This window comes from Couchioplanes caeruleus (assembly GCF_003751945.1).
Lineage (GTDB): Bacteria > Actinomycetota > Actinomycetes > Mycobacteriales > Micromonosporaceae > Actinoplanes > Actinoplanes caeruleus.
In genome coordinates this window covers 2,934,735-2,959,384 of the sequence record NZ_RJKL01000001.1, presented here as the reverse complement: position 1 = coordinate 2,959,384, position 24,650 = coordinate 2,934,735, and the positions used below count along the sequence as shown (strand labels likewise).

The following is a 24,650-nucleotide window of genomic DNA, read 5'->3' as shown; positions in this document are numbered from 1 at the left end:
GGAGGCAGACCATGACGGACGGGACGGGCCCCGATCCGGGGCTCGACGGCGCGCCGGGGCTGCGCCGCTGGCGGCCGCGGCGGGCGGACGGTCCGGCCGCCGGCGGGCTCGGTGCCGCACCGCAGATGCTGAGCTGCGGCGGCCCCGATCTCACTGCCGAGGAGGCCGAGAAGCTGCGCGAGCAGCGGCGGCGCGCTGAGGCGCAGCGGGAGGGCAAGACGGCGGAACCGACCGAACCGGGGGAACCGGCCGAGCGCCGCGCCGTGGACCTGCTCCAGGGGCGTAGCTCGTCGTGGACCGTCAGCAGGCCGGCGAGCGGGGTGATCGAGTGAGGATCACTCCCGCCCGGCGGAGGGCTTGCGCATGAGTACGGTCACCGTCAAGCGCCCGCCACGGGCCGAGGGCCCGGTGCTGCCCGAGGGCCAGGTCGAGATGCAGGAACCGCCGGTGATGGCGGAGCCGGCGCCGCTGGACTTCCGGTCGTTCCTGATGATCCTGCCGATGGGCATCGGCATGGGCTCCATGATGATGATGTTCGGGATGCTCAACCGGGCCCCGGCGATGTACGTCATGGGCGGCGCGATGGGCGTCGGCATGATCATGATGGGTGTCGTCCAGATCGGACGGAACGCGGCCGAGCGCAAGCGCAAGATGCGCTCCGAGCGCCGCGACTTCCTGCGCTACATCACCCAGCTCCGCGAGAAGGCCCGGGAGGCGGCGGACCAGCAGCGGCGGGCGGTCACCTGGAACAACCCGGACCCGGGACGGCTGTGGTCGATCGCCATGAGCGACCGGGTGTGGGAACGCCGGGCCGCGCACGACGACTTCGGCCGGATCCGCATCGGGGTCGGCCGGCAGCGGGCCGTGGTGACGTATCTTCCGCCGCACACCAAGCCGATCGAGGACCTGGAGCCGCTCTCCTCGATCTCGCTGCGCCGCTTCACCGAGGCGTTCTCGTCGGTCGCGGGCGTGCCCACGTCGCTCGGTCTGCGCAGCTTCGCCAGCGTGGAGTTCGCGGGCGACCTCGCACCGGCGCTGGGGCTGTTGCGTGCGGTCGTCGGCCAGTTGGCCACCTTCCACGCCCCCGACGAGCTGCGGATCGCCGTGCTCGCCGCCGGGGCTGCCCGCGACGAGTGGGACTGGGTGAAGTGGCTGCCGCACAACGCGCACCCGGTGCGGCAGGACGCCTGCGGCATGGTGCGGCTGTTCTCCGACGACCACGACGAGCTGATGGACCTGCTGGGCGCGGAGGTCACCGATCGCGGTGAGCACGACCGCGGAGCCCGGCCCACCGTGCTGGAGCCGTTCGTGGTGATCGTCGCCAACCGTGCCGAGATCCCGGACGGTTCCCCGCTGTTCGGCGCCGGGCTGCGCAACGTCGTCCTGCTGGACGCCACCGGCCAACTTCCCGGCGGGCCGAAGACCTTGCGGCTCACCGTCTCGGACACGGAGGTGGAGTTCCCCGCAGGCGACACCACCGGCCGGGCCGCCTGCGACGGTTTGGCGATCGCGCAGGCGGAAGCGCTCGCGCGGATCCTTGCGCCGAAGCGCACCAGCGGCACCCTCGAGGTGGTGGACGAGCCGCTGACCTCCGACTTCGAGCTCACCACGCTGCTGGGCATACGGGACGCGCGCGGTTTCGACGTGAGAGCCCTGTGGCGCCCGCGGCAGACCCAGCGCGCGCGCATGCAGGTGCCCATCGGGGTCACCGAGGACGGCGAGGTCATCGAGCTCGACCTGAAGGAGTCCGCCCAGGGCGGCATGGGACCGCACGGGCTCATCATCGGCGCCACCGGCTCGGGCAAGAGCGAGCTCCTGCGGACGCTCGTCTGCGCCCTGGCCGCCACGCACTCCTCCGAGATCCTCAACCTGGTGCTGGTCGACTTCAAGGGCGGCGCGACGTTCCTCGGCATGGACCGGCTGCCGCACACCTCGGCGGTCATCACCAATCTCGCCGACGAGCTACCGCTGGTCGACCGCATGCAGGACGCGCTGAACGGCGAGATGAACCGCCGCCAGGAGTTGCTGCGCGCCAGCGGCTACGCGTCGCTGTTCGAGTACGAGAAGGCCCGCCTCGCCGGCGCGCAGCTCGTGCCGTTCCCCGTCCTGCTGGTGATCGTGGACGAGTTCAGCGAGCTGCTGGCCAGCAAGGCGGAGTTCATGGACCTCTTCGTCTCGATCGGCCGCCTGGGCCGCAGCCTCGGCGTGCACCTGCTGCTCGCCTCGCAGCGCCTCGACGAGGGCCGGATCAGCCGGGTCGAGGGCCACCTGTCGTACCGGATCGGGCTGCGCACCTTCTCGTCGATGGAGTCCCGCGCGGTGATCGGCGTCGGTTCCGCGTACGAGCTGCCATCCGAACCCGGCAACGGCTATCTCAAGATCGACATGACGAACCTGGTCCGGTTCAAGGGCGCCTACGTCTCGGGTCCGTACGTGCGCCCCGCCCTCGCGGGCAGCGCCGAGGAACAGCGGCGCGCGCTGGCCGAGATCGTCCCGTTCACGACGCGCGCCGTCGCCCGCCCCGACGCCGAACCGGCGACGGAACGCGACCCGCAGGTCGGGGAGGCGGAGCCCGCCGAGGAGGCCGAGGACGACGCCACCCCGCCCAACTTGATGGATGTCCTCATCGACCGGCTCGTGGGCGCGGGCCCGCCGGCGCGCCAGGTCTGGCTGCCGCCCCTGGGCGAGGCGCTCACCCTCGACACGCTGCTGCCCAGCGTCGTGCCCGACCCCGACCTCGGCGTCACCGTGGAGAACCCGCGCCTGCGCGGCGGGCTCAAGGTGCCCGTCGGGGTGGTCGACCGGCCCTACGAGCAGAGCCGCGAACTGCTCATCGTCAACCTCGCGGGAGCGGACGGGCACGTCGGCATCGCCGGTGCGCCGCAGAGCGGCAAGTCCACGCTGCTGCGTACCCTCGTGCTCTCCCTGGCCCTGACCCACACCCCGCGTGAGGTCCAGTTCTATGGCCTCGACTTCGGCGGCGGCGGCATCATGTCCGTCGCCGGGCTGCCGCACGTCGGATCCATCGCCAACCGGATGGAACACGACCGGGTCGTGCGCACCATCGAAGAGGTACGGCAGGTCATGGAGTACCGCGAGGCGATGTTCAGTAAGCACGCCATCGACTCCATCGGATCCTACTTCGCCGCCCGCGCCCGCGGCGAACTGCAGGACCCGCACGGCCACGTCTTCCTGATGGTGGACGGGTGGTTCACGCTGAAGCAGGACTTCTCCGACCTGGAATCCGGCCTCTCCGAGATCGCCGCCCGGGGCCTGTCGTTCGGCATCCATCTCGTCATCACCGCCAGCCGCTGGTCGGAGGTCCGTACGTCCCTGCGTGACATGCTCGGCACCAAGCTCGAGCTGCGGCTGGGCGACTCCATGGAATCCGAGGTCGGCTCCCGCAAGGCGGCGACCGTGCCGAACCACCCGGGCCGCGGCATGACGTCCGAGGCACTGCACTTCCTCGGCGCTCTGCCACGCCTCGACGGCGTGGACAGCACCGACGACCTCAGCGATGTCACCAAGTCGCTGGCCGAGGAGATCAGGACCTTCTGGCCCGGCGAGGCGGCTCCGCCCGTACGGATGCTGCCGGCCCGGCTTCCCGTCGAGCAGCTTCCGGCTCCCGAGAAACCGTTCCGCGTCTGCCTCGGCCGCGACGAGCAGCGGCTCGCCGACGTGTGGCACGACTTCCGGGTGACGCCGCACCTGATCGTCATGGGCGACAACGAGACGGGCAAGACGAACCTCTTGCGGTTGGTGCTGCGAGCGGTCTCCCAGCGATACCGCCCCGAGGAGGCGAAGGTCGTCATCGGCGACTCGCGCCGCGATCTCGACAACGCGCTCGATCCGGCGTACCGGGCCGGCTACGGCATCACCTCGGACTCGCTCTACGACCTGGCGGCGCAGGGGCAGGTGTCGCTGCGCGGCCGGGTGCCCGGGCCGGACATCACCTCCGAGCGCCTGCGCCGCCGCGACTGGTGGACCGGGCCGGAACTGTTCGTCGTCGTCGACGACTACGAGCTGCTCGCCCGCGGGCACGGTCAGTCGGCGCTGGAGCCGCTGCTGCCGCTGCTGTCGCAGGGCGCGCACATCGGGCTGCACGTCATCATCGCCCGCAGCACCTCGGGAGCGATGCGGGCGTTGATGGACCCCGTCATCCGCCGCATCTGGGAGCTGGGCAATCCCGGGCTGCTCTTCTCGTACCCGAAGGAAGAGGGCCGGTTCCTGGGCGACGCGCCACCGCGCCGCCTGCCGTCCGGCCGGGCCCAGCTCGTGACCCGCCGCGGCGTACGCCTGGTGCAGACCGGCGCCGTCGCCGCCGGTGACAGTGGAGGTGCGGCATGACCAGCGCGATCAGTGACGACCTGTGCCGCATCACCGTGAACGGCCCGGACAAGCGCGTCGACCTCGTGGTGCCCTCGTCGACGACGGTTGCCGCCCTGCTGCCGGTGCTGCTCTGGCACACGGTCGAGCTCAACGCCTCCGACGGGCACCGCCCCGACGGCACCTGGGTGTTGCAGCGCCTCGGCGGCAGGCCGTTCGATCCGACCGGCACCCCGGAGTCCCTCGACTGGCTGGAGGGTGAGGAGTTCCACCTCCGGCCGGCCGCCGAGCCCCTGCCGGAGCTCGACTTCGACGATCTCGCCGATGGTATCGCCACCACCGTCAACAAGCGGCCGGACCGCTGGCAGCCGCACTACCGCAGATATCTGTTCCTCGCGCTGTCGCAGCTCGCGCTGGCCCTGCTGACGGCCACCGTCGTCGCGGGCTACGCCGGCGCGGCGCTGGCCGGCGTCGGCTTCGGCCTCGCGGGCCTGCTCGCCGCGGCCGCCGTGGTGGCCGGGCGGCAGGCCGGCGATGCCGGGCTCCCGTTCGTCTTCGCCACGTCCGCGTACGGGTGTGCCGCCGTGGTCGCCCTCACCCTCGCCGACGGGGTGGCCGGCGCACCGTCGCTGCGCGAGCCGGGCCTGGCGATGGCCGCGGTGGCCGGGCTGGCCGTGGCGGCGCCGCTGGTCGTGGTGCAGCGGCTGTGGGCGCGGGCGCTGCCGTACCCGGTGCTGCTGGGCCTGCTCGTCGTTGCGGCGGAGACCGTCGTGATCACCTGGCTGCACCGGACGTTCGGCCTCTCCTGGCCGGGCGCCGCGGGCCTGTCCGCGTCCGTGCTGTTCGGCGTCGTCGTGTTCGCGCCGAAGATCGTGCTGCGCTCGGCGCACCTGCGCGGGCCGCAACTGCCCAAGACCGGGGAGGAACTGCAGTTCGACACCGAGCCGCATGAGGCCGATGACGTGCACCGCCGGGCCAACGACGCGGACCGCTACCTCAGCGTCGCCACGGTGACGGCCGCGGTGGTCCTGTCGGTCCTCTTCTGGCTGGCGATGGCGGAGCCGGGCTGGGCCGGGTGGCTGTTCGTCCTGGTGCTGGCGAGCGCCCTGCTGCTGCGGGCCCGGGCGTTCCTGGGCGTCTGGCAGCGCGTGTCGCTCACCGCCGCCGGTGCGACCGGCATGATCCTGGTGATCGTTCACTGGTCGCGCACCGCCACACCCGGCCGGCTCATCGTCATCCTCTGCGGGCTGGCCCTGCTGGTGGCGGCCTTCGTGATGGCGGCGCTACGTCCCTGGCCCCGGCGGCTGCTGCCGGTGTGGGAGTTCACCGCAACCATTCTCGACGTGGCTACCGGCCTGGCGGTGCTCCCGATCGCCCTGCAGTTGCTCCACACGTACGCGTGGGCGCGCGGATTGGTGGGCTGACGCATGCAGACCCAGCGCGACCACGTGCACGCCCACCAGTTCCTCATGGGCCGGATGAGCAACGCGCTCGTGCTCGGCGATCCGGACACGGTGGAGAATCCGTTCACCCGCGCGGTGACCGGCCTGCTCGCCGGCATCCTCATCGCCCTGCTGATCGTCGCCGGCTTCGGCATCTACGGCTGGCTCGTTCCCGGCGGCAGTAAGGCGTGGCGGCAGAAGGACGCCATCATCGTCGAGAAGGAGACCGGCGCGGCGTACGTCTATCTCAACGGCGCGCTGCTGCCGACGATGAACATGGCCTCGGCCCGGCTCATCAAGGGTGCCGACGCCCGCATCCAGCTCACTTCCCGCCGCTCGCTGAAGGGCGTGCCGCGCGGCAACCCGATCGGCATTCCCGGTGCTCCGCTGGTCCTGCCCGAGCCGGGCAGGATGCTGACCGGGCCCTGGCTGGCCTGCCCCGACGCCTCCGGCGAGAAGGCCGGCGCCAACCTCGACCCGAAAGCCCCGGCCGATGCGCTCGCCGACGACAAGTACGTGCCGGTCAGCGCCGGCGGCAGGGACTACCTGATCTGGCGGGGGCAGCGACACCCGATGGCCGACCGGGCCGCGCCCGTGGCGCTGGGCCTGTCGACCGTGACGCCGATCCGCGTGCCGCAGTCCTGGCTCGGCCTCCTGCCCGAGGGCGAGCCGCTGCGGGCACCCCGGATCGACGGCGCCGGACAGCCCGGCCCGGCCGTCGCCGGGCGCGGGCATGTGATCGGCACGCTGTTCCGGCAGCCGGTCGCCGGTGGCACCGAGCAACTGTTCGTGCTCCGGCGCGAGGGGCTGGCACCGGTCAACGCCACCCAGTTCCGATTCCTGCAGGCCGCCCGCGCCGGCCGGCCCGTCGAGCTCACCGCCGCCGACGTGGTGTCCGCGCCCCGCTCGGCGAACGTGTCCCTGACCGGCGGGCCCCCGGAGCTGGCGGCCGCCCGCTGGGAGGAGCCGCGCGGCCGGGTGCTGTGCCAGCGGCAGGAGCCGGTCGGCGTCGGCGCCGTGGCCGCGACCGTCGTGTTCACCGGTGACGTCCAGGCCGTCCGCAAGTCGGACGGCTCGCCCCGGGTGTCCGTGCCGTCCGGCTCCGCGATGGTGGCGTACCCGGTGCCGCTGCCGCCGGGAGGGCGGATGCCGGCGCCCTACCTCATCTCCGAGGTGGGCGTCCGGTATCCCGTGCCGAAGGACCAGGCACTGACGGCGATGGGCGTCAACGGTGTCTCGAGGCCGATGCCGGGGATCGTGCTGGCGTCGATGGAGAACGGGCCCGTCCTCGACCGCGACGCGGTCATCGTGGCCGGAATGGGAGGCTGACATGAGCGGACAGATGCGATGGCCGCGGCGGCGCAGCGGAGACTCGGCCATCATCCGACACACGGTGGGCAACGCCGTTGTCCTGCGGGCCCGGTCGCGGATCAGCCCCGAGGCCCGGGACATCGCGCTGGCGGTGCAGGAGGACGCGCACAACGACATCGTGCTGCTCGACCTGCACGGCGAGGTGCCTATGGGGCTGTGGGAATCGGTGGCGGCCGAGCTGCGTCGCCGCCGGCGCGGCATCCGCCTCGTCGTCTGCGGGCAGCGGCAGGAGACCGCGGCGCTCGCCGGGCAGTGGCTGTCGGACCGGCTGCACCGCACCGTCATCGCACCCTACGGCCACCTGTACCAGGGCGTGGCCGGGTCGCTGTTCGTGCACGCCACCGACGGCGGAGGATGGGTACGCCACCGGCCGGGCAAACCGCCCGCGCTGGAGGCCAAGCGGTTCCCCCAGCCGGAATGGGACCTGGCCGTCGCCACGCCGCGACCGACCAGCTCGGTCGGCGTGGCGGAGCCGCTGCCCGGCGGCGTGTGGATCCACGACACCGAGGACAGCCCGACGGTCCAGCGGCACTGGCGGTGGCTCGCCTCGGCGGTGCCGTGCCAGCCGCAGGCGCTGTCCATCGTGCTCGGCTGCCCCGGCACCGCGCCGCTGTCGCTCGACGACGTGGCCCGGTTCTGGCGTGAGCTGGACGACGAGGGCCGCCGGTACGCCCGCTTCATCCAGTTCGGGCCGGTGGCGCTGCCGAAGGGCGACGCGCTGGGCCAGGCGCTGGCCGACACGCTGCGCTCCCGCGTCGTGTGCTTCGGCGGCATCCCCGTCGGTGAGCCGGAGCGGCCCGACATGTACACCGTGGAATCGACCGGCTCGCTGGGCTGGCAGGTGTTCGCCCGCGAGCTGGCGTACGAGCCCCGGGCGCGTCCGACGGCCACCGCCGCCACCCCACAGGTGCTCAGCCACCAGGCGCCGCCGCTGCTGGGTGAGCCCGTCGGGCCGATGGTCTACTGGTATGCCCCCGACGCCGTCGTCGAGGTCGTCCAGGCGGGGCTGTGGATGCGGCCCGCGGTGGAGCCCCGGACCGCCGACTCCGTCCGCGCGGTCAAGGCGCGGCCGGACCGCAACACGTTCGTCTTCGACGACTCCACCGAGCACCTTGCCCAGCGGATGCGGGAGCTGGCCGAGGACGCCATCGCCCGGCTCGACCCGGCCACCCGCCAGCGCAGCGTGCTGTGCGCGGCATCGGAGGTGGCGGCCGGGGCGCAGGTGAGTACGACCGCCGATTCCACCCTCGCCGACGACCCGATCGAGGTGGCGCACGCGGCCACCGTGGCGGCTCTCGAGGAGGCGACGGGCGCCATGCCGGCGCTGGCCGGCTCGCCGCCGCCGGCGACCTCGATCGCCGTACCGCTGGCGAGCAATGTGATCGACGCGCCGGTGCGGGAGATCGCCGCCGCCCCTGAACCCGCCGTGGCGGCGCCGGTGCCCTCGACTCCGCCGGAGCCATCGGCTCCGCCGGCGCCACCGGTGCAGCCCGCGACCGCGCCTGCCACGGCGGTCGCGGTGCCGAGCCCGTCGGCGTCCGTTCCCAAGCCGGTCGCATCCCCGGTCCCTGCGGCCTCCGTGCCGTCCGAGAGCGCGCCGCCGTCCGCGCCCGCTTCGCCGTCCGCGCCTGCGCCGGCGACTGCGCCGGCGACTGCGACTGCGCCGCCGACCGCGCCCGCTTCGCCGTCCGTGCCGGTGCGGAAGGCGCCGGCGAGCCGGACCGTGCCGGTCGCCCGGGCGCAACCGACGCCCGCGGCGTCCGCGTCGGCGGCGCCGTCCGGGCGCCCGATCGACGAGGAACGCGCCTGGATGCGGCGCAGCCTCAGTCGCGAGTTCGACATCGTCGCCAGCTCCATCGCCCGGGTGCTGTCTCAGCACCCCGGCCTGCAGGGCGGCCCCGGCCGCGCCACCGACGAGATCGTCAACGACTCGGTGGCGGTCCGGTTGTACCTGTCGGCCAAGGGCACCGCCATCGACACCGGGCTGCGCTCGGGGGCGAAGGGTCCGCACGTACCCTTCGCCCGCTGCGTGGTGGCCGGGCTCAGCCTCCTCCCGTCGCACCGGGGCACGGCCGTCTTCTCGGCGAGCCCGTCGCCGGAGCAGTGGGACCTGCTCCGGCGGCGCCGGCTGGTCACGGAGTGGGGCTTCACCGCCGCGCTGACCGCGCCCTCCGCCGACCAGACCGGCGACGCCGACGTGCTGCTCTGGTCGATGACGGCGCGGCGTACCCGGCTGCTCGAACCCGACGGCGAGGACCGCGCGGACGACCGCGTGCTCTTCACGCCCGGCACCAGCTTCAAGGTGCTGGACCTGGTCGAGCCCGGTAGGAACGGCGACCGCGGGCAGATCCTCCTGCGCGAGCTGGCCGCCAACGAGATCGACGCCGACGGCCGGGTGGCCACCGACCGGGCGTCGCTCGACGAGCTGGCCGCGGCCTCCCTGCGCAGATGCGCGGAGCGGTGGGCGGCGTCGGAGCCGGGGTCGCGGGTCGGCCCGTCGGCGGTTCTGCGCTTCGGCGCATTGCCGGGTCTGCTGTAGACGTCGGGGTGGCGCGGATGAATCGGCAGGTTCTGGTGGTGGCGAACGGCCGCCCGGGAGCGTACGGCACCATCGCGGCCGCCGTGGCCCGCGCGACCGACGGTGCGACGATCACCGTCGGCCCCGGCCGGTACGAGGAGAACCTGGTCCTCGACAAGCGGCTGACCATCCTTGCCGAGGAGGGCCTCGGCACCGCGGTGGTGCTCGCGCAGACCGGCAGCGTTCTGACCGTCGGAGGACCGGGTGCGCAGTTGCGCGGCCTCGAGCTGTCCAGCGCGGATGCGGACCTCGCGGCGATCGACATCCACCGCGGTCAGCTCGCCCTGGACGGCTGCCGGGTCACGGGCGCCTCGTGGGCGACGGTGCTGGCCCGGCTGAGCGGTTCGGTCGCGATGCGCGACTGCGAGGTGGGCAGCAGCGCCGGCGCGGGTGTCGTCGTCATCGGGGCGCAGGCCAGCAGCGTCGAGGACACTGCCTTCCGCCGGATCGCGGGCTCGGCCGTCCTGGTCGGCGACGTCGGCGTGCTCACGATGCGGCGCTGCGAGCTGCAGGAGCCCGCGGCCAATGCGGTGTGCGTCCACGGTCAGGGCACCTGCGTCGTCGAGGACTGCCAGATCGTCGGTGCCGGCAAACCCGCGCTGGCCACCGAGCAGGGCGGCGTCCTGGAGGTACGCCGCACGACCGTACGCGACAGCCGCAACGTCGACCTCTTCCTGCGCGGCACGGGCGCACTGTCCATCGAGGACTCGACCTTCACCGGCGCCGCCGTGCAGGCCGCGCACATCGCCGAGAAGGCCGCCCCGGTCATCAGCCGCTGCACCTTCGCGGGCGCCGAGCACGTCGGCGTCCACGTCACCGATGAGGCGGCACCGCGGCTGCTCGGCTGCACGGTCGAGGGTTCGCCGATCGGCGTACGGGTCGACGGGTCCGCCCACGCCACCTTCGAGGCGATGACCGTACGGGAAACCTCCGCGATGATCGCCGTCGTGACCGGCACCGCGACGGCCGGGTTCGTGGGCCTGCGGGCGTCCGCGTCCGCAGGGTCGGGGATTCGCGCCGAGGGCGGCTGCCGGCTGGACCTCGCGGACCTGAGGCTGACCGTGGCCGCCGCCGCTCTCGACGTCGACGGCGACGCCGACGCGACGGTGAGCACCGCCACGATCGACGCCGCGGCAGAGGCGGGCGTCACCGTCGCGGGCTCGGCCCACGCCACGATGAGCGGACTGACCCTGCGGGGCGGCGGCCTGCTCGTCACCGCGTCCGGCCGGGCGGTGGTCCGCGACAGCGAGGTCGGCTCCGCGCCGGGCGCCGGCATCCGGGTGACCGGCTTCGGCACCCTGACCGCCACCCAGTGCCGCATCCGCGACTCCCGGGGGTACGGCGTCCACGTCGAGCCCGGTGGCCGCGCCACGCTGCGGCAGTGCGAGATGTTGCACAACGCCGGAGACGGCGTCCACGCCGACCCGGCCGACTCCGTCGAGCTCACCGAGTGCGTCGTCCAGAACGACGCGTCGCCCGCCGGTCCCGTCCCGGAGGAACGTGCCGAGGACCGCCAGGACGACGTCGAGGAGGCCGCCGGGGACGAACTCAGCGGCGCGCTCGCCGAACTGCACACCCTCATCGGCCTGAGCGGCGTCAAGAAGGAGGTCACCGGCCTCGTCAACCTCATCAAGATGGCGCAGCGACGGCAGCGGATGGGCCTGCCGATGCCGCCGATGAGCCGCCACCTCGTCTTCGCCGGCCCGCCCGGCACGGGAAAGACCACGGTCGCGCGGCTCTACGGCTCGGTCCTGGCCGAGCTGGGCATCCTCGCCAAGGGCCACATGGTCGAGGCGGCGCGCGCGGATCTCGTCGGCCAGTACATCGGCTCCACCGCCATCAAGACCACCGAGCTGGTCACCAAGGCCCTCGGTGGGGTGCTCTTCATCGACGAGGCGTACACGCTGACGGCCTCCACCGGCGGCTCGGGGCCGGACTTCGGCCAGGAAGCCGTCGACGCGCTGATGAAGATGATGGAGGATCACCGCGACGAGCTTGTCGTCATCGTGGCCGGCTATTCGGCGCTGATGGAGAAGTTCCTGGCGTCGAACCCCGGTCTGGCGTCGCGTTTCACCCGCACCATCGAGTTTCCCAACTACAGCGTCGACGAGCTGGTCACGATCACCTCGAATCTGTGCCGCAAGCACTACTACGAGCTGACCGACGACGGTCTGCAGAACCTGATCCAGTACTTCGAGCGCGTGCCGAAGGACGAGACGTTCGGCAACGGCCGCGTCGCCCGCAAGCTGTTCGAGGCCATGGTCAACAACCAGGCGTCCCGGCTCGCGCTCTCCCGCCCGGCCCGCGACACCGAGCTGAACCGCCTCACCGGCGCCGACCTGACCGGGGAACTCGCCCAGCTCGACGCCCTGCCCGACGCACCCGCCGCCGGCCCGGCCACCGCATCCGACCCGGCCGCGGCACTGACCACGAGCCGTGCCTGGAGACGGCTGACCGATGCGGTGGGCGTCGCGGGGATCCGCCAGTCGGCCGGTGCGGCCGTCCTGCGCCTCGCGGCGGCGCGCGCCGCACGCCGGCCGATCGGCCGTACGGGAAACGTCATCCTCGCCGGCCGCCGAGGCACCGGGCGCCGCCACTTCGCCCGTCTCTACGCCCAGGCCCTCGCCGAACTGGATGTACTGCCGAGCGGCCACGTCACGTACGCCCGGCTCACGGACGAGCTGTGCCCGCAGTGGCCCGGCCAGGGCCGCATCCTGGCCCGCCAGGCCCTCACCGACGCGGCCGGAGGCATGCTCGTGCTCAACTGCGACGGTGCCGACGACAGCCGCGGAGACCTCGCCGAGGGCCTCGGCGAGGCCTTGGCGGAGGCGCCCGGCGACCTCGTCGTCGTCCTGACCGGCGAACCGACGGCCGTGGCGCGGGTTCTGGCCGCGGCGCCGGAGCTGGCCGCGCACTTCCCCGAACGCTGGGACGTGGCGGACTACACGGTGCCCGACCTGGCCGAGATCGCGGTCCGCCACCTCGTCCGCCGCGGACACGACGTCCCCGACGAGGTACGGACGGCGTTGCTGGCCAGAGTCGCGGATCTTCCGGAGAGGACGGTCGCCGCCGCGCACCGCCTCTCGGAACAACTGGCCCGGACCGCATCGGCCCGCACCCTCACCATGGCGGACCTGGGCGAAGCGGCCGCCTCGCCCCGGATCACGGGAGGCCTCGCCGCGGTCGGCTGACCCCGTCCTACTACTCCGGTTCCCAGGCGATGAGCTGGTCGAAGATGCGTCGGTCGCCGTCCAGCTCCACCGAGTCCAGCGGAATGCGGCCGTAGAAGACCAGAACCAGCTCACTGGCCGTGGCCCGGGCGGAGGCGTCGGCAGCGGTGACGGGTTCGGCAAGGCGGGCGATCCGTGCGCCGTCGCCGGAGAGCCGAAGGCGCCAGGAACGGCCCTCGGTGGCGTGGTAGTCGATGACAGCGGGCTCGTGCGGCCAGGCGGCCGTCGTTGCACAGCAGGTGAACTGGAACTCCTCGACACCGTCGAGGGCGACCTCGTCCGGCAGCGGCTGCGGGGCGCCGAGGGTGACCTGGACGTCGTAGGTGTGCACCGCGATCTCCTGGAGCTGGTGCCGGGCGGCGGCGCCGCAGGTCTGCGGCACCTGCGACGTGCCCCACCACGTCCAGCAACCGCTATCCGGGCCGACCTCCCGCAGTGCGTCCAGGAGCTCCTGCGTCGATGCGGCCGACCAGGCCAGCAGAGCTTCGCGCTCCCGGGGCGCGGCGCTCTTCCATGCGGATTCGGCCGGGGGAGCGTCGGCAGGCCCTGCGGCGATGATGGCGGCCCACTTGCGGCGTCCCTCGCCCAGATGCTCCACCAGATCGAACAGCGTCCACCCGGGGCAGGTCGGCACCGGCACGTCGAGGCTGGGCGCGGAGGCGACCGCGGCGCGGAAGGCGACCGACCGCTCGTCGATCAGCCGCAGCAGGTCGGGGAACTCGAGAATCTCCTTCACTGAGGCTGTCTATCACCGTGTCCCGGCAACCGACAGCGCTCTTCCCGGCCGCGCAGGCAGCTCCCGACACTTCCGCAAGAAAACCTCAAGTTTTCCGCGGGCCGGACGATGGAGTCGCTGCCAACTCGCCCGGCGCCCGCCGTGCGGCAGTCACAAGGTGGTACTCACATGTCAATCGCCTCGATCGGCTCGGGTGCTGCTCTCTGGGGACACGTCATGGCTCCCGGTGCGGCGCCCGACCCGAGGGCACAGCAGGAGCAGGTCAACGCGCAGGCCGACCTGCTCCAGGCGCTCCGCGGCGTCCAGGCCGGCACCGTCGTCGCCGCCAAGGTCACCAACGGGACGGGCATCGACATCTACATGTGACGGCGGAGCCGTCTCCCGGCCGTCGACCCGCTGGTATTCCTGTAACCATGGTTGTGCGACTGGGAGCCAACGACCGCGAGGCGCAGGTCCACGGCGTCACGATGGCGTGCGACGACAGCGCTCCCGGCCGCGACGAGCTGCCGGTCCTGCTGTGCCTGCACGCGATCGGGCACGGGGCACAGGATTTCGCGAGCCTGCGCGCCGCCCTGGCCGGGCAGTGGCGAGTCGTCGCGCCGGACTGGCCCGGCCAGGGCAATTCCGGCCCGGACCGGGAGCCGCCCACCGCCACCCGATACGCCGAACTGGCCCTCGGCCTGCTCGACGCGCTCGGCATCGCGCGGGCCACCGTGCTGGGCAACTCGATCGGCGGCGCCGCCGCGCTGCGGTTGGCGGCCCTGCATCCGGAGCGTGTCACCGGCCTGGTCCTGATCGACGGCGCCGGCCTGGCACCGATCGGCCGGCGCGAACGGCTCGCCATCCGCGCGTTCGTCGCCCTGTTCCGCGCGGGGCGACGACGCCGGTGGTGGTACCGGTGGGCGTTCGCGGCGTACTACCGGCAGATGTTGCGGACCCCGGCGGCCGCGACGCACCGGGCCGCGATCGTCGCCGCCGGCTACGACTCCGCGCCGATCCTCGCCGCGGCATGGCGCGGTTTCGCGGACCTCGACGTACGGGACCTGGCCGGGCGGGTGCGCTGCCCGGTGCTGGCCGCCTGGGCCCGCCACGATCGGATAGTCCCGCTGGCGGCGAGCCGTCCGGCGCTGGAGTGCGTCCCGGATCTCACGTTGTCCACGTTCGACGCCGGCCACAGCCCGCACGTCGAGACCCCGGCGGAGTTCGAGGCCGTGCTGCGCTCGTTTCTCCGCAACCACATCACTTGATCCGGTGGAACAGTTCCTCGCCTCCCTTTACCTCAGTGGGGAGGATCTCTACGGTGGGGCCGGTGATGTGGCCCATGATGATGGGTGCCGAGACGACCTGGTCATCCACGATGATGGCGAGCATGCCCTGGTGTGGCTCCAGAGCCGCGGTGATCTCGTCGAAGCGGACCGTGTCGCTGTCCGACATGGTCAGACGCACCACTTTCTCATTGGTGGTCGGATCGATCACGAGTTCGACGTTGCGGGGGCTGTCGACGCGGAGGCTGTTCGGAGCGAGCCGGAAGCAGCCGTCACTGCCGGGCAGCCAGCCGCTGGCGCAAGTGCCCTGCCGCCGGCGGACCTGTTCGACGGCTGCGAACACCACGGGACTGCCCGGGGCCGGGGCTGCGTTGGGCGCGGCCGAGACGTGCGACGGCGGCGCGGATTCCGCTGTCACCGCGAACGCCGCCGTGGCGGCAACGCCGACGGCGCAGATCGCCGCCAAGGACGTCCTTCTCCGGCGTGACTGGCGGCCGCGGTGCTCGACCATGTGCAGGAATCCCGGCGGCACGACCGGAGCCAGCGAGGCGCTGTCGGCGAGGGCGCGGCGGGCGGAGCTCATCAGTTCGCTGTCAGGGTGGTCCATAACTACTCCTGTCCATCGTGAGCTCGTTGGAGGACGCGGTGCCGCTGTGGCGCCCAGTCGTCCAGTGCGCCGTCGGCGCGGAGTTTGCTCAGACCTCGGGAGGCCTGACTTTTCACATTGCCGACCGAGGTGCCCAGCAGAGCGGCGACCTGTTGCTCGGGGAGGTCCTCGTAGTAGCGCAGGACCACGACGGCACGCTGTCGTGGCGGAAGCTGAGCGAGCGCCGCGATCAGAGCGCGGCGGGCACCGATGCTTTCCAGCTCTCCGTCGTGCGCTCCCGTGTCCGGCAGGCTCTGAGCCGGGCGTTCACCCCGCCATTTCCGGCGCCACCACGAGGTGGCCGTCGTCACCATCACCCGGCGTACGTACGCGTCCGGCGAATCCTGGCGTCGTACGTTGCGCCACGTCCGCCAGGTCTTGACGAGGGCCGTCTGCAGCAGGTCCTGGGCGAGGTGGGAGTCCGCGGTCAACAGGAACGCGGTACGCAGCAACGCGGGGGACCTGGCATGCACAAAGTCCGTGAAGTGTAGTTCGTCATCCTCTGACACAGACCCACCGTTCTCGATCCTTCGCAGTTGCCGGTACGGACTAGAGACGCCTCGAAAGATCGCTGAAGTTGCACGAGATCGAAAAACAGTGCCGTCCCCGTTCGGGGGCCCTACCGGGCGGCGCCCGAGACCAGCTCGGGATGGGCGGCGACGAACTGCGGCAGCGTGCCGTCCCGGACCGCGCGGAACATCTCGTACGCGGCCGGTTCCAGCTCCTCGCCGAGATACTGGCCGGCGCGGCGCACGCCGTGCCCCGGTGTCTTGATCATGGTGATCTGGTCCGGGCTGATCCCGCGCAGGGCCAGCGCCAGATCGGTCGGACTGGCCGGCCCGGTCGTCATCGTCATCGCGTTGCCGGCCCGCCGGAGCACCGCGTCGAGCTTGACCGGGTTGGTCGCCAGGTTCTGCCGCTTGGCCTCCGCCGCGATCGACGCGATGAACTCCTGCTGGTGGTGCTGCCGCCCGTAGTCGCTGCCCTTCACCGACTTGCGCTGCCGCAGGTAGTCGATGGCCTCGCCGCCGGTCATCCGGTCGCAGCCCTTCGGGAACACCCGGCGGGTGTGTATCGAGCGGACCTCGGCGTCGACGCAGACGCGCAGCCCACCGAGCGCCCGGATGACATCGGCGAAACCGTAGAAGTCGACGAGCACCGCGGCGTCCAGCCCGGGCAGGCCGGTCAGCCGCTTGACCGTGGCGGCGAGCAGCCGGCCGCCCCGGGCCCGGTCCTGGTCCAGCCCGGACCCGTACGCGAAGGAGCTGTTGAGCCGGTCGCGCCCGCCCTGGAAACCGATCTCGGGCAACGCCGGGATGTCGACGAGGGTGTCTCGCGGCAGCGAGAACAGGTACGCGCGATCCTTGCTCTTCGGCACGTGCAGGACGATCACGGTGTCCGACCGGATCGTGCCGGTGGACCCCTTCCGCCAGTCGATGCCGATCAGCAGGATGTTGAGCGGCTTGTCGAGGCTCCAGCCGTCCGCGTCGCCGTGGTAGGTGGCCGCCTCGCCGAGTAGATCGGCGCGCTGGATGGAGTTCTCGTAGCGGTGGCGTAGGACCGCGGTGACCACCGCCGTCGTGCCGCTGATCGCGATCAGGACGACGCCGGTCCACAGCGTGAGCCGGGCCCACAGCGGGCCCTTGTCGCGCCCGAGCCGCCGCAGTCGGACCCGCCGTTGGATGCGTACAGCGCGGCTGTCGGCCGCCGTGGCGTTCGGGGCGAGAGCCGCCGCGCGCCCGGTGCGCGCCGTGACGTGCCAGCGCAGGCGGCTGCCGATCAGTGCGGTCACCGTCGACTGGATGGTCACCAGATAGATGAGTTGCCGGTAGCCGATCTGTTGCAGCGGCAGCGACCACAGCGGGCCGGCCGGCTCCCGGTCGAGGCGGAACGCGTAGACGGCGACCAGGAACTGGGCGACGTGGATGCCGAGCCAGAGCACCGCGACCCAGCCGGCCGGCTCGAACAGCAGCGACCAGAGCAGGTAGATGTCGACGGCCGGGGCCAGCAAGGGCTGCAGGACCTGGAAGACGGCGACGTAGACCAGGCCACGGCGGCCGAGCCGGCCGCCGGCGCCGCGTTCGCGCAGCGCGGCCCGGTGCTTCCACATCGCCTGCATGGTGCCGTAGCACCACCGGTAGCGTTGCCGCCACAGCCCGGCCCAGGTGCCCGGCGCCTCAGTCCAGGCGCAGGCCTTGTCGTCGTACACCACCCGCCATCCGGCCCGGCAGATCGCCATCGTGATGTCGGTGTCCTCGGCCAGCGTGTCGGTGTCGAAGCCGCCGGCCGCCTCCAGCGCGGCCCGGCGGAAGGCGCCGAGGGCACCGGGCACGGTCATCATGCAGCCGGCGGTTTCGAACACCCGGCGGTCCAGGTTGAACGCGACCACATACTCCACGTGCTGCCAGCGGCCGATCACGCCGGTGCGGTTGGCGACCTTGGCGTTGCCGGCGACCGCGCCGACGCCCGCATCGGCGAACCGGCGAACGAGCAGCTCGATGGTGTCCGGCTCGACGATGGTGTCACCGTCGATCAGCACCAGGATGTCGTGGCGCGCCTCCGCGACGCCGGTCCGCAACGCGGCCGCCTTGCCCAGGTTGGTACGGCGCAGGACGCGAACGTCGGGCCGGTCGAGCGCCTCCACCAGGGCCGCCGTGTCGTCGGTCGATCCGTCGTCGACGACCACGATCTCCATGTCGGGATAGTCGTTGGCGAGCAGTGACTCGACGGTGGCGACGATGTTGGCGGCCTCGTTGTGTGCCGGCACGATCACCGACACCGGCGCGCGGAACGGCGGCGGGGTCCGGCGCGAGCGACGGGAGTGCCGCCACGCGCAGAAGGTCTGGATCAGCATGCGGGTGCCGGCGAGCACGGTCGCGAAGATCATGAGGACGAAGAGGGCGTCGCCGACCAGGCCGGCGCCGTGCTGCGCGATCGCGAACGCCTGACCCTGCACCTTCAGGCGCAGCGACGCCGGAGCGGTGGCGGGCAGGTCCGGCAGCGCGCCCGAGACGGTGACGCTGTGCCGCCCCTGCGCGGCGAGTTGCGGCAGCAGCACGTCCAGCGCCTCGACGGTCTGCTGCCGGTCCCCGCCACCGTCGTGCATCAGCACGATGGTTCCCGCGTCCCCGCCGGGCAGGGCGGCGTTGGCGATCCACTTGACGCCAGGGCGCCGCCAGTCGTTGGTGTCCCGGTCCGCCAGCACCGTCACGTAGCCGTCTCGCCCGGCGGCCCGGATCAGGTCGAGGCCGCGTTGGTCGACGCGGGCCGACGATGCCAGGTAGGGCGGCCGGAACAGGCGGACGTCGCGGCCGGTGGCGTGGGCGACGGCGTTGCGCGTCAGGGCGAACTCGAGGCGGCGCCGGCTCTCCGACATCGTCGCCAGGTCGTGATGGGTGAACGAGTGCAGGCCTAGCTGATGCCCCTCGGCAAGGATCCGGCGTACCAGCTCGGGATGCTTGTTGACCTGGGCGCCGACCACGAAGAACGTGGCCTTGGCGCCGTGCCGGCGCAAGGCGTCCAGGATCTGTGGCGTCCATACCGGATCCGGGCCGTCGTCGAAGGTCAGCGCGAGGGCCCGGGCGGGGAGCCGCCGCGCGGTCAGCCGTCCCGCCTCGGACTGGATGACCGGCCCGGAGAGGGCCGAGGCCTTGTCGACGATCTCGGTCTGGCCGGGCTGTACGGTGCCGCCGCCGGTCGTCGTGGTGTAGGCGTTCAGACTCAGTGTGATCATGAGGGCGGACACGGCCAGCGCGAAGATCACCCAATGCGCGCGGGGCCGATCGGCGCCTCGGTTGCGCACCACCGGTGACCTCAGGACGGTGCCGCCGCGATGACGACGCTCACCACGATGATGGCCAGCCAGGCGGTGAGCGTGACCGCCACGAGCACGCCGAGCGCGGCGAGCAGCCGGCGTCGCGAGCCCCGATGATCGACGAACACACCCTGTGGTGGCAGGCCCAGGACCTGCGTATCGCTCTGCTCTTCCCAGCTCCCCCGTTGCACGCGGCGATGGTAGTCATTGATGGCCACCGGTGCCCTTTCTTTGACCGAGACGATCGACACACAGCGATCCGCAACCGCGCGGACGCGCCCGGTGATCAGTGACCGGCCTTCCCGGCTCCGGGCGGTGGTGGACGACTTCCTCGGGCGGCATCGGATGGCGCTAACCCTCGAACGGCGGCTGCCCAACCTGGCACGGCGAACGACCGGGCGCGGCCGGTGCCGGCCTTTCGCTCGCGACAAGCTATGGCTGATGGAGTAGGACAAATTTCGCGTCGGCGGGTTGGCCACCCTTCCAACAGCGCACTCCGACGGTGGTGGAGTCGCCGAGACGCTTGGTCGAATGTGCGATGGCGCAGTAGGCGGAGCCGCCGTATCCGGAAATCTGCGCCTGGCCCTGGCCGGCGTCGAAGCCGGCCAGTTCCACCGCGTAGTCGCCCGGTCCCTGGCGTTGAATCATGATGTCGTGTCCGGTGGAGTTGCACTGATAGCTCATCATGGGCGTGTACCGCTGCGCGTGCTCGTCGTTGGCCCAGAGCTGAGCACCGGGCATCCTCAGGTCCGGTCGAGACGCCAGCTCGACGGTGTAGGTCACGGTGAATCCCGTGTCCACTCCGACGCCCGCCGCGTCCGAGCAGTGGACTTTCGCCAGCAGGAAGCGGTTGCCGGTGTCCTTGTTCTTCCAGGAGTTCCACATCTTCGGGTTGCACACCCTTGGTACGGGCCCGAGTGAGGTCACCTTCATGACGCCCGGCGCTCCGTTGTCCACCGATTGCTGGATGTCCTGGAGGAAGACTTCATACTCGCCGGCCGCCTCGCGTTCCACCGAGATGGCGGAATTGAAGGAGTTGAACGAGTAGTTGGGGTCGGGAATGAACGGCGACACGGATCCGGCGTCGTAGCGCAGGTAGGCGAGCGCACCGGTCCCTGCCCTGGCCTGCAGGAAGCGCAGGGTGAAGCCCGAGTCTCGTGGCGTCCCCCGCTCGTCGGAGCAGACCACCCGGGCGTCGAGGTCCTTGCCGTTGCCGGCCATGCCCCACCCGTCGGTACCGCAGACCCGCGCGGCGTCGCTGACCGCGGTGACCTCCACGGTTCCACCGTTGACCCCTAGCTTCTCCAGGCGTACGTCGTAGCGACCGGGTCCGCGCCGGGTCACCCGGTTGTCGGCATCGCGGGAGTTGCAGGCGCGCGAGACGGAAGGCCGGGGTTTGGTGGCGCCCGGACTGTCGATCACGACGTAGCCACTGACCAGCAGATCGGGCTCTCCCGTCATCGACATGCCGCAGACCGGTCGCCGGGAGGCCATGCTGGCGCTCGTCTGATCTATGAGCCACGTCGCACCGCCGGCCAGGAGGCCGACCACTGTGATGGCGAAACCGGCCGCGGCGATCCACTTCTCCAAGGTCCAGTCGGGCCACCGTCGCCTGATCGGCTCGAGCCTGGAGGGCGGGCTGCCGCTTGATCCGCTGGACTCGGGCGGGGTTGTTGTCGGCGTCTTGCTCCGACGACCTGCTGGGCGCTTGTCCTGAGGGCCGGTGGCCCCATGGATCTCAGCCTTCTGACGGTCAGCGGTCCTACCGCGTCGCGGCGAACGCAACGGACTTCCCTTCGAAGAAGAGGGGACGCCGTCGTCGGCGACGGCCGACTCGACGGCGTTCCGGAGATCAACGACACATGAGCCGCCGGTCAGCTAGCAGCCGGCGTGCTGCATGCCGTCGGCCGGCTCGCCTGGCATCGTGCCGTTGCCGGCGTGCTGCATGCCGTCGGCCGGTCCGCCCGGCATCGTGCGGCACTCGGTGTCCCGCACCGTGGCGCCGTCCCGGTTCATCATCTGTGTGCCGGTGTCTTGCTGCATGGTGCCGGAACCGTCGTTCGAGCCGTCACCGTGATCTACTTTTCCACCGCTGTCCGTGCTGCCCTCTCGGCCTTCACCCGTGTCGCTGCGCGACTCCTCGCTCGGCTCATCTATGTGACGACCTGGTTCGGTGCCGTCCGTGGTGGGCTTTGTGGTGTCGTTCTGATCGCGCTCGGGCATGGTGCCCCTGTCGTCGTCCGGCATAGTGCCGCGGTACGGGGTCTTCGGCATGGTGCCCTGGCTCACCTTGCCGTCCGATGCCTTTGTTCTGCCATGTGGGGGCCGCATCCCATGGCTACCGGCGTCCGTGCTCCCGCTCGGCGGGGACGTCGTTGAATCCGTGGGCTGGCCGCAGGCAGCGAGCAGGGCACAGGCGAAGAGGCCGACGAAGAACGTTCGCCGCCGGCGCAGGTGTCCCGCGGACGCTGACTTGATCATGGACTGGCTCCTGTACCCCGTGGAGGACGATCCTCATAGGACAGTGCTGCAATCCAGGCTGGCGGCGGTGAGTGGTTGAAGGGTAGCTCGGAGTGTCGAGTCGCGCCGTACCGCGAGCGGGCGACATCGGTCCTCGCCGTGCTTCGGGCTCCCGGTGAGTCCGGACCCCGGGCGTCGTCGTTCGCCGCGATCGCCTGAACCTGCAACCCGCGGATTAGGAGTCCGCGATCATGGGGTGGCCGCGGCGAGAGCGGACCGCTTCCCGGCGTGCCAGTGCGCCGCGAACTCGGCCGCGGGCACCGCCGGCCCCCACAGCCGGCCCTGGCCGTTCGGTACGCCCATCGCGGCGAGCGCGCCCTGCTGGAGCGGGGTCTCAACGCCCTCGGCGATGACGCTCAGCCCTAGCGCGTGGCTCATCGCCACCACGGCCCGGACGATCTCCTCGTCCTCGGTACTCGACCCGAGCCCGGTCACGAACGACCGGTCGATCTTCACCCCGGTCACCGGGAGGCGGCGCAGGTAGCCCAGCGCCGAGAATCCCGTTCATCCTGGTCACCGACCGACCAGATCAGCGACCGGCCCACCACGAGAAGGGCACCAAGCCCCGCCGCACGGGTTGAGGAACAAGCTCAGAAACGGTCGTATTGCGTTACGGACGCGGTCATTGTGAGGCGCTTCCAGATGCCGCCGGTGAATGGCCCGAGCGGACGTCGTGCCGGGCGCGGTCGCGATCGCTGGCGTAGCGCAGGGACTCGAAGGTGACGAGGGCGATCACGATGGCGGTGAGCAGTGCGAGGGTGGCCAGGGCGGGCAACGCGCCGCCGAGCCAGGCGAGGGGGACGAGCAGCAGAGCCACGGTGAGCCGAGCGGGATTGAGTCGGCCGGTGGTGCGGAGCTGGAAGGCGACGTGGGCCAGGAGGTACAGCACCACGCCGCCGACCAAGGCGGCCAGCGCGGCACCCTTGAGTGGGTCGGACAGGGAATGGTGGCCGGTATCTCCGACGTACTGGAGGACCTTTTTCAGCCCGAGCGCGAGCAGCACGATCCCGGCGACCAGGGGCAGGTGCAGGAAGCTGTAGGCGTCCCGCGCCAGCCCGGCGCGCCGTTGTTCGCCGGCGGCGGCCAGAGCGTGCTCGGCGACGAGGGCAGAGACGTCGAAGTAGGCCCACCACAGCGCGCCGGCCAGCGCCAGGCCCAGAATCGAGGCGGCCACGATCGGCCAGGAGATCGGCAGCTCCGCGACCCCGACCCCGATCGCCACGATCGATTCCCCCAGCGCGACGATGACGATGAGCCCGTGCCGCTCGGCGAAGTGACCCGGCGAACGGACTCGCCAGCCGTGCGCTCCACCGAGGTATGTCCCGACGTAGTCAGCGACCAGGGCGGCGACCCACAGCCACGTCTGCGCTGCGCCGTCGGCGCCCGCGGCGGCGAGCAGCAGCGCGGTACCGGCCAGCATCGCCGGGGTAAAGCGCAACAGCTGGGCGCGCAGGCCCGGGTCGTCGGCCGACCAGGCGTAGAACAGCAGCAGGTGTAGCGCGCGGAAGACGAAGTAGCACACCGCGACCACGACGGGCCCGGACAGTCCGCCCGGGGCGTCGTCGAAGGCCTCCGGGATGCACAGCGCCAAGACGAACATGGCCGCCATCGCCGCGAACATCCCGACCCGCGCCACCCCCTCGTCGGCCCGGACCAGGTTCGCCAGCCACGCGTAGGCGGTCCAACTCCACCACAGCAGCGCGATCACCAGCAGCCCGCGGAGCAGTCCGTAGCTGGTGAGGTCGTCCGCCATCGTGGCCGTCACCTGGGTCAGGGCGAAGACGAACACCAGGTCGAAGAACAATTCCAAAGTGGTGACCGACCCGGCCTCCGGCATCGGCCGCGACGGCATCCGCACTGCTCTCCTCGAGCGCTGCGCACGCCCCACCCGGCCCTGGACCGCGTCGCTGTGCTGACTCACAAAGCCCTCCGTTCGTGACTACCGGCGCCATCCTGGAAGCACCCAGCCGGATCAGCTCTGGTGCCATTGCGTACCCCGCGGACCGATGTCGCCGAAACCACCGTCGGGCAGGCCATCGTCGGCACATGCCGACTCAGGTGAACGTCGTGATGCCAATCCGGCAGCGTCGGGAGACCCATCGGGCGTCGGCGGTCGGCCACCCAGCGCCCGCCACACCAGCGTGGCTGTGCGCTGCGGCCAGTTCGCCGGCACCGGCGTACCGGCGAGCGCCCGTCCGTACCAACTGCCTGTGCACATGGTTACCGCGACCGAGAGGTCTGCGTCCTGGTCGATCAGGCCGAGACGCTGCGCGGCTTCGAAGATGGCCCGGATCCTGCGCCGGCGCGGGGTGATCACCTGAGCGCGGTACCGGTCCACCACATCAGGCTCGGTCGTCTCCTGCAGCATCGTCCCCACGAGCGAAAGCCGGCCGGGCCGCGAGACGCCACGCTGGAAATCGGCCAACTCCGCAACCAGCGCGCCGAACGGATCATCCTCCGGGACGAGTCGTCCGGGATCCTCCTCGATCGCCGCAACGGCGGCGCCGGCCAGGTCTGCCTTCGAAGCCCACCGTCGATACAGCGCCTGCCTGGTGGTTCCCGCTTCCTGGGCCACAGATGCGAGGGACATGCCCTCGTAACCGAGCAGTGAGAGCTGGCGTCTCGCCGCTGCCAGGATCCTGGCGTCGATGTCAGGATCCCGGGCGCGGCCCGCCGGGGCGGGGGTGGGCTCGGCGCCGGAGGCACGGTTGCGATACACACC

General features: G+C 71.8%; 17 protein-coding genes and 1 pseudogene. 8 read left to right on the top strand and 10 right to left on the bottom strand.

Translation table 11 applies throughout. The annotated features are described in order from the left end of the window. Positions 1 to 11: 11 nt before the first annotated feature. From EDD30_RS13075 to EDD30_RS13050, 6 genes are read left to right on the top strand one after another with little or no spacing between them, the layout of a single operon-like run. Complete coding sequence (locus EDD30_RS13075; protein WP_143162830.1) at positions 12 to 332, top strand: hypothetical protein; 321 nt, start codon at positions 12 to 14, stop codon at positions 330 to 332. Positions 333 to 363: 31 nt separating this feature from the next. Continuing rightward, the gene (eccCa, locus tag EDD30_RS13070; protein WP_071807398.1) at positions 364 to 4,347 is read left to right on the top strand and encodes a type VII secretion protein EccCa; all 3,984 of its coding nucleotides are present in this window, start codon (positions 364 to 366) and stop codon (positions 4,345 to 4,347) included. Further along, entirely contained in the window at positions 4,344 to 5,750 is a 1,407-nt protein-coding gene (gene eccD / locus EDD30_RS13065) for a type VII secretion integral membrane protein EccD (RefSeq protein WP_071807397.1), read from the top strand. The genes eccCa and eccD overlap by 4 nt, the downstream gene beginning before the upstream one ends. A 3-nt stretch (positions 5,751 to 5,753) precedes the next feature. Then, a complete protein-coding gene (gene eccB / locus EDD30_RS13060; protein ID WP_123678268.1) occupies positions 5,754 to 7,097 on the top strand; it encodes a type VII secretion protein EccB in 1,344 nt (447 codons plus the stop codon). A 1-nt stretch (position 7,098) separates the two neighbouring features. Continuing rightward, the gene (locus EDD30_RS13055) at positions 7,099 to 9,678 is read left to right on the top strand and encodes a hypothetical protein (RefSeq protein WP_071807395.1); all 2,580 of its coding nucleotides are present in this window, start codon (positions 7,099 to 7,101) and stop codon (positions 9,676 to 9,678) included. A 17-nt stretch (positions 9,679 to 9,695) separates the two neighbouring features. Further along, complete coding sequence (locus EDD30_RS13050; RefSeq protein WP_244945231.1) at positions 9,696 to 12,908, top strand: right-handed parallel beta-helix repeat-containing protein; 3,213 nt, start codon at positions 9,696 to 9,698, stop codon at positions 12,906 to 12,908. A 10-nt stretch (positions 12,909 to 12,918) separates the two neighbouring features. On the opposite strand, the gene EDD30_RS13045 is transcribed toward EDD30_RS13050, so the two are convergent. After that, the gene (locus EDD30_RS13045; RefSeq protein WP_071808493.1) at positions 12,919 to 13,683 is read right to left on the bottom strand and encodes a maleylpyruvate isomerase family mycothiol-dependent enzyme; all 765 of its coding nucleotides are present in this window, start codon (positions 13,681 to 13,683) and stop codon (positions 12,919 to 12,921) included. Between the two features lie 168 nt (positions 13,684 to 13,851). Here EDD30_RS13045 and EDD30_RS38250 point away from each other — a divergent pair, with 168 nt between their 5' ends. After that, entirely contained in the window at positions 13,852 to 14,049 is a 198-nt protein-coding gene (locus tag EDD30_RS38250; RefSeq protein ID WP_143162952.1) for a hypothetical protein, read from the top strand. Positions 14,050 to 14,096: 47 nt separating this feature from the next. Continuing rightward, complete coding sequence (locus EDD30_RS13040) at positions 14,097 to 14,930, top strand: alpha/beta fold hydrolase (protein WP_084557217.1); 834 nt, start codon at positions 14,097 to 14,099, stop codon at positions 14,928 to 14,930. On the opposite strand, the gene EDD30_RS13035 is transcribed toward EDD30_RS13040, so the two are convergent. From EDD30_RS13035 to EDD30_RS12990, 9 genes and pseudogenes are all read right to left on the bottom strand, one after another. Continuing rightward, positions 14,923 to 15,414 (bottom strand): SecDF P1 head subdomain-containing protein, encoded by a 492-nt coding sequence (locus tag EDD30_RS13035; protein ID WP_143162951.1) that lies wholly within the window; start codon positions 15,412 to 15,414, stop codon positions 14,923 to 14,925. The genes EDD30_RS13040 and EDD30_RS13035 overlap by 8 nt on opposite strands. 143 nt (positions 15,415 to 15,557) lie before the next feature. Beyond that, a complete protein-coding gene (locus tag EDD30_RS13030; RefSeq protein WP_071808490.1) occupies positions 15,558 to 16,103 on the bottom strand; it encodes a SigE family RNA polymerase sigma factor in 546 nt (181 codons plus the stop codon). 110 nt (positions 16,104 to 16,213) lie between these two features. Beyond that, complete coding sequence (locus EDD30_RS39080; protein ID WP_071808489.1) at positions 16,214 to 19,399, bottom strand: glycosyltransferase; 3,186 nt, start codon at positions 19,397 to 19,399, stop codon at positions 16,214 to 16,216. Between the two features lie 8 nt (positions 19,400 to 19,407). Further along, on the bottom strand, positions 19,408 to 19,659 hold the full coding sequence (locus EDD30_RS13020; protein ID WP_123678267.1) for a hypothetical protein: 252 nt from the start codon (positions 19,657 to 19,659) through the stop codon (positions 19,408 to 19,410). A 181-nt stretch (positions 19,660 to 19,840) separates the two neighbouring features. Next, positions 19,841 to 20,902 (bottom strand): hypothetical protein, encoded by a 1,062-nt coding sequence (locus EDD30_RS13015; RefSeq protein WP_143162950.1) that lies wholly within the window; start codon positions 20,900 to 20,902, stop codon positions 19,841 to 19,843. A gap of 384 nt (positions 20,903 to 21,286) precedes the next feature. After that, on the bottom strand, positions 21,287 to 21,655 hold the full coding sequence (locus tag EDD30_RS13010) for a hypothetical protein (protein WP_071808487.1): 369 nt from the start codon (positions 21,653 to 21,655) through the stop codon (positions 21,287 to 21,289). 462 nt (positions 21,656 to 22,117) lie between these two features. Beyond that, positions 22,118 to 22,420 (bottom strand): annotated as a pseudogene (locus tag EDD30_RS13000) (EAL domain-containing protein); the annotation flags it as partial. A 130-nt stretch (positions 22,421 to 22,550) separates the two neighbouring features. Next, positions 22,551 to 23,849, bottom strand: coding sequence for a low temperature requirement protein A (locus EDD30_RS12995; protein ID WP_211277972.1), 1,299 nt, complete (start codon positions 23,847 to 23,849; stop codon positions 22,551 to 22,553). Positions 23,850 to 23,900: 51 nt separating this feature from the next. After that, entirely contained in the window at positions 23,901 to 24,647 is a 747-nt protein-coding gene (locus tag EDD30_RS12990; protein WP_211277971.1) for a TetR/AcrR family transcriptional regulator, read from the bottom strand. Between the last annotated feature and the right edge of the window lie 3 nt (positions 24,648 to 24,650).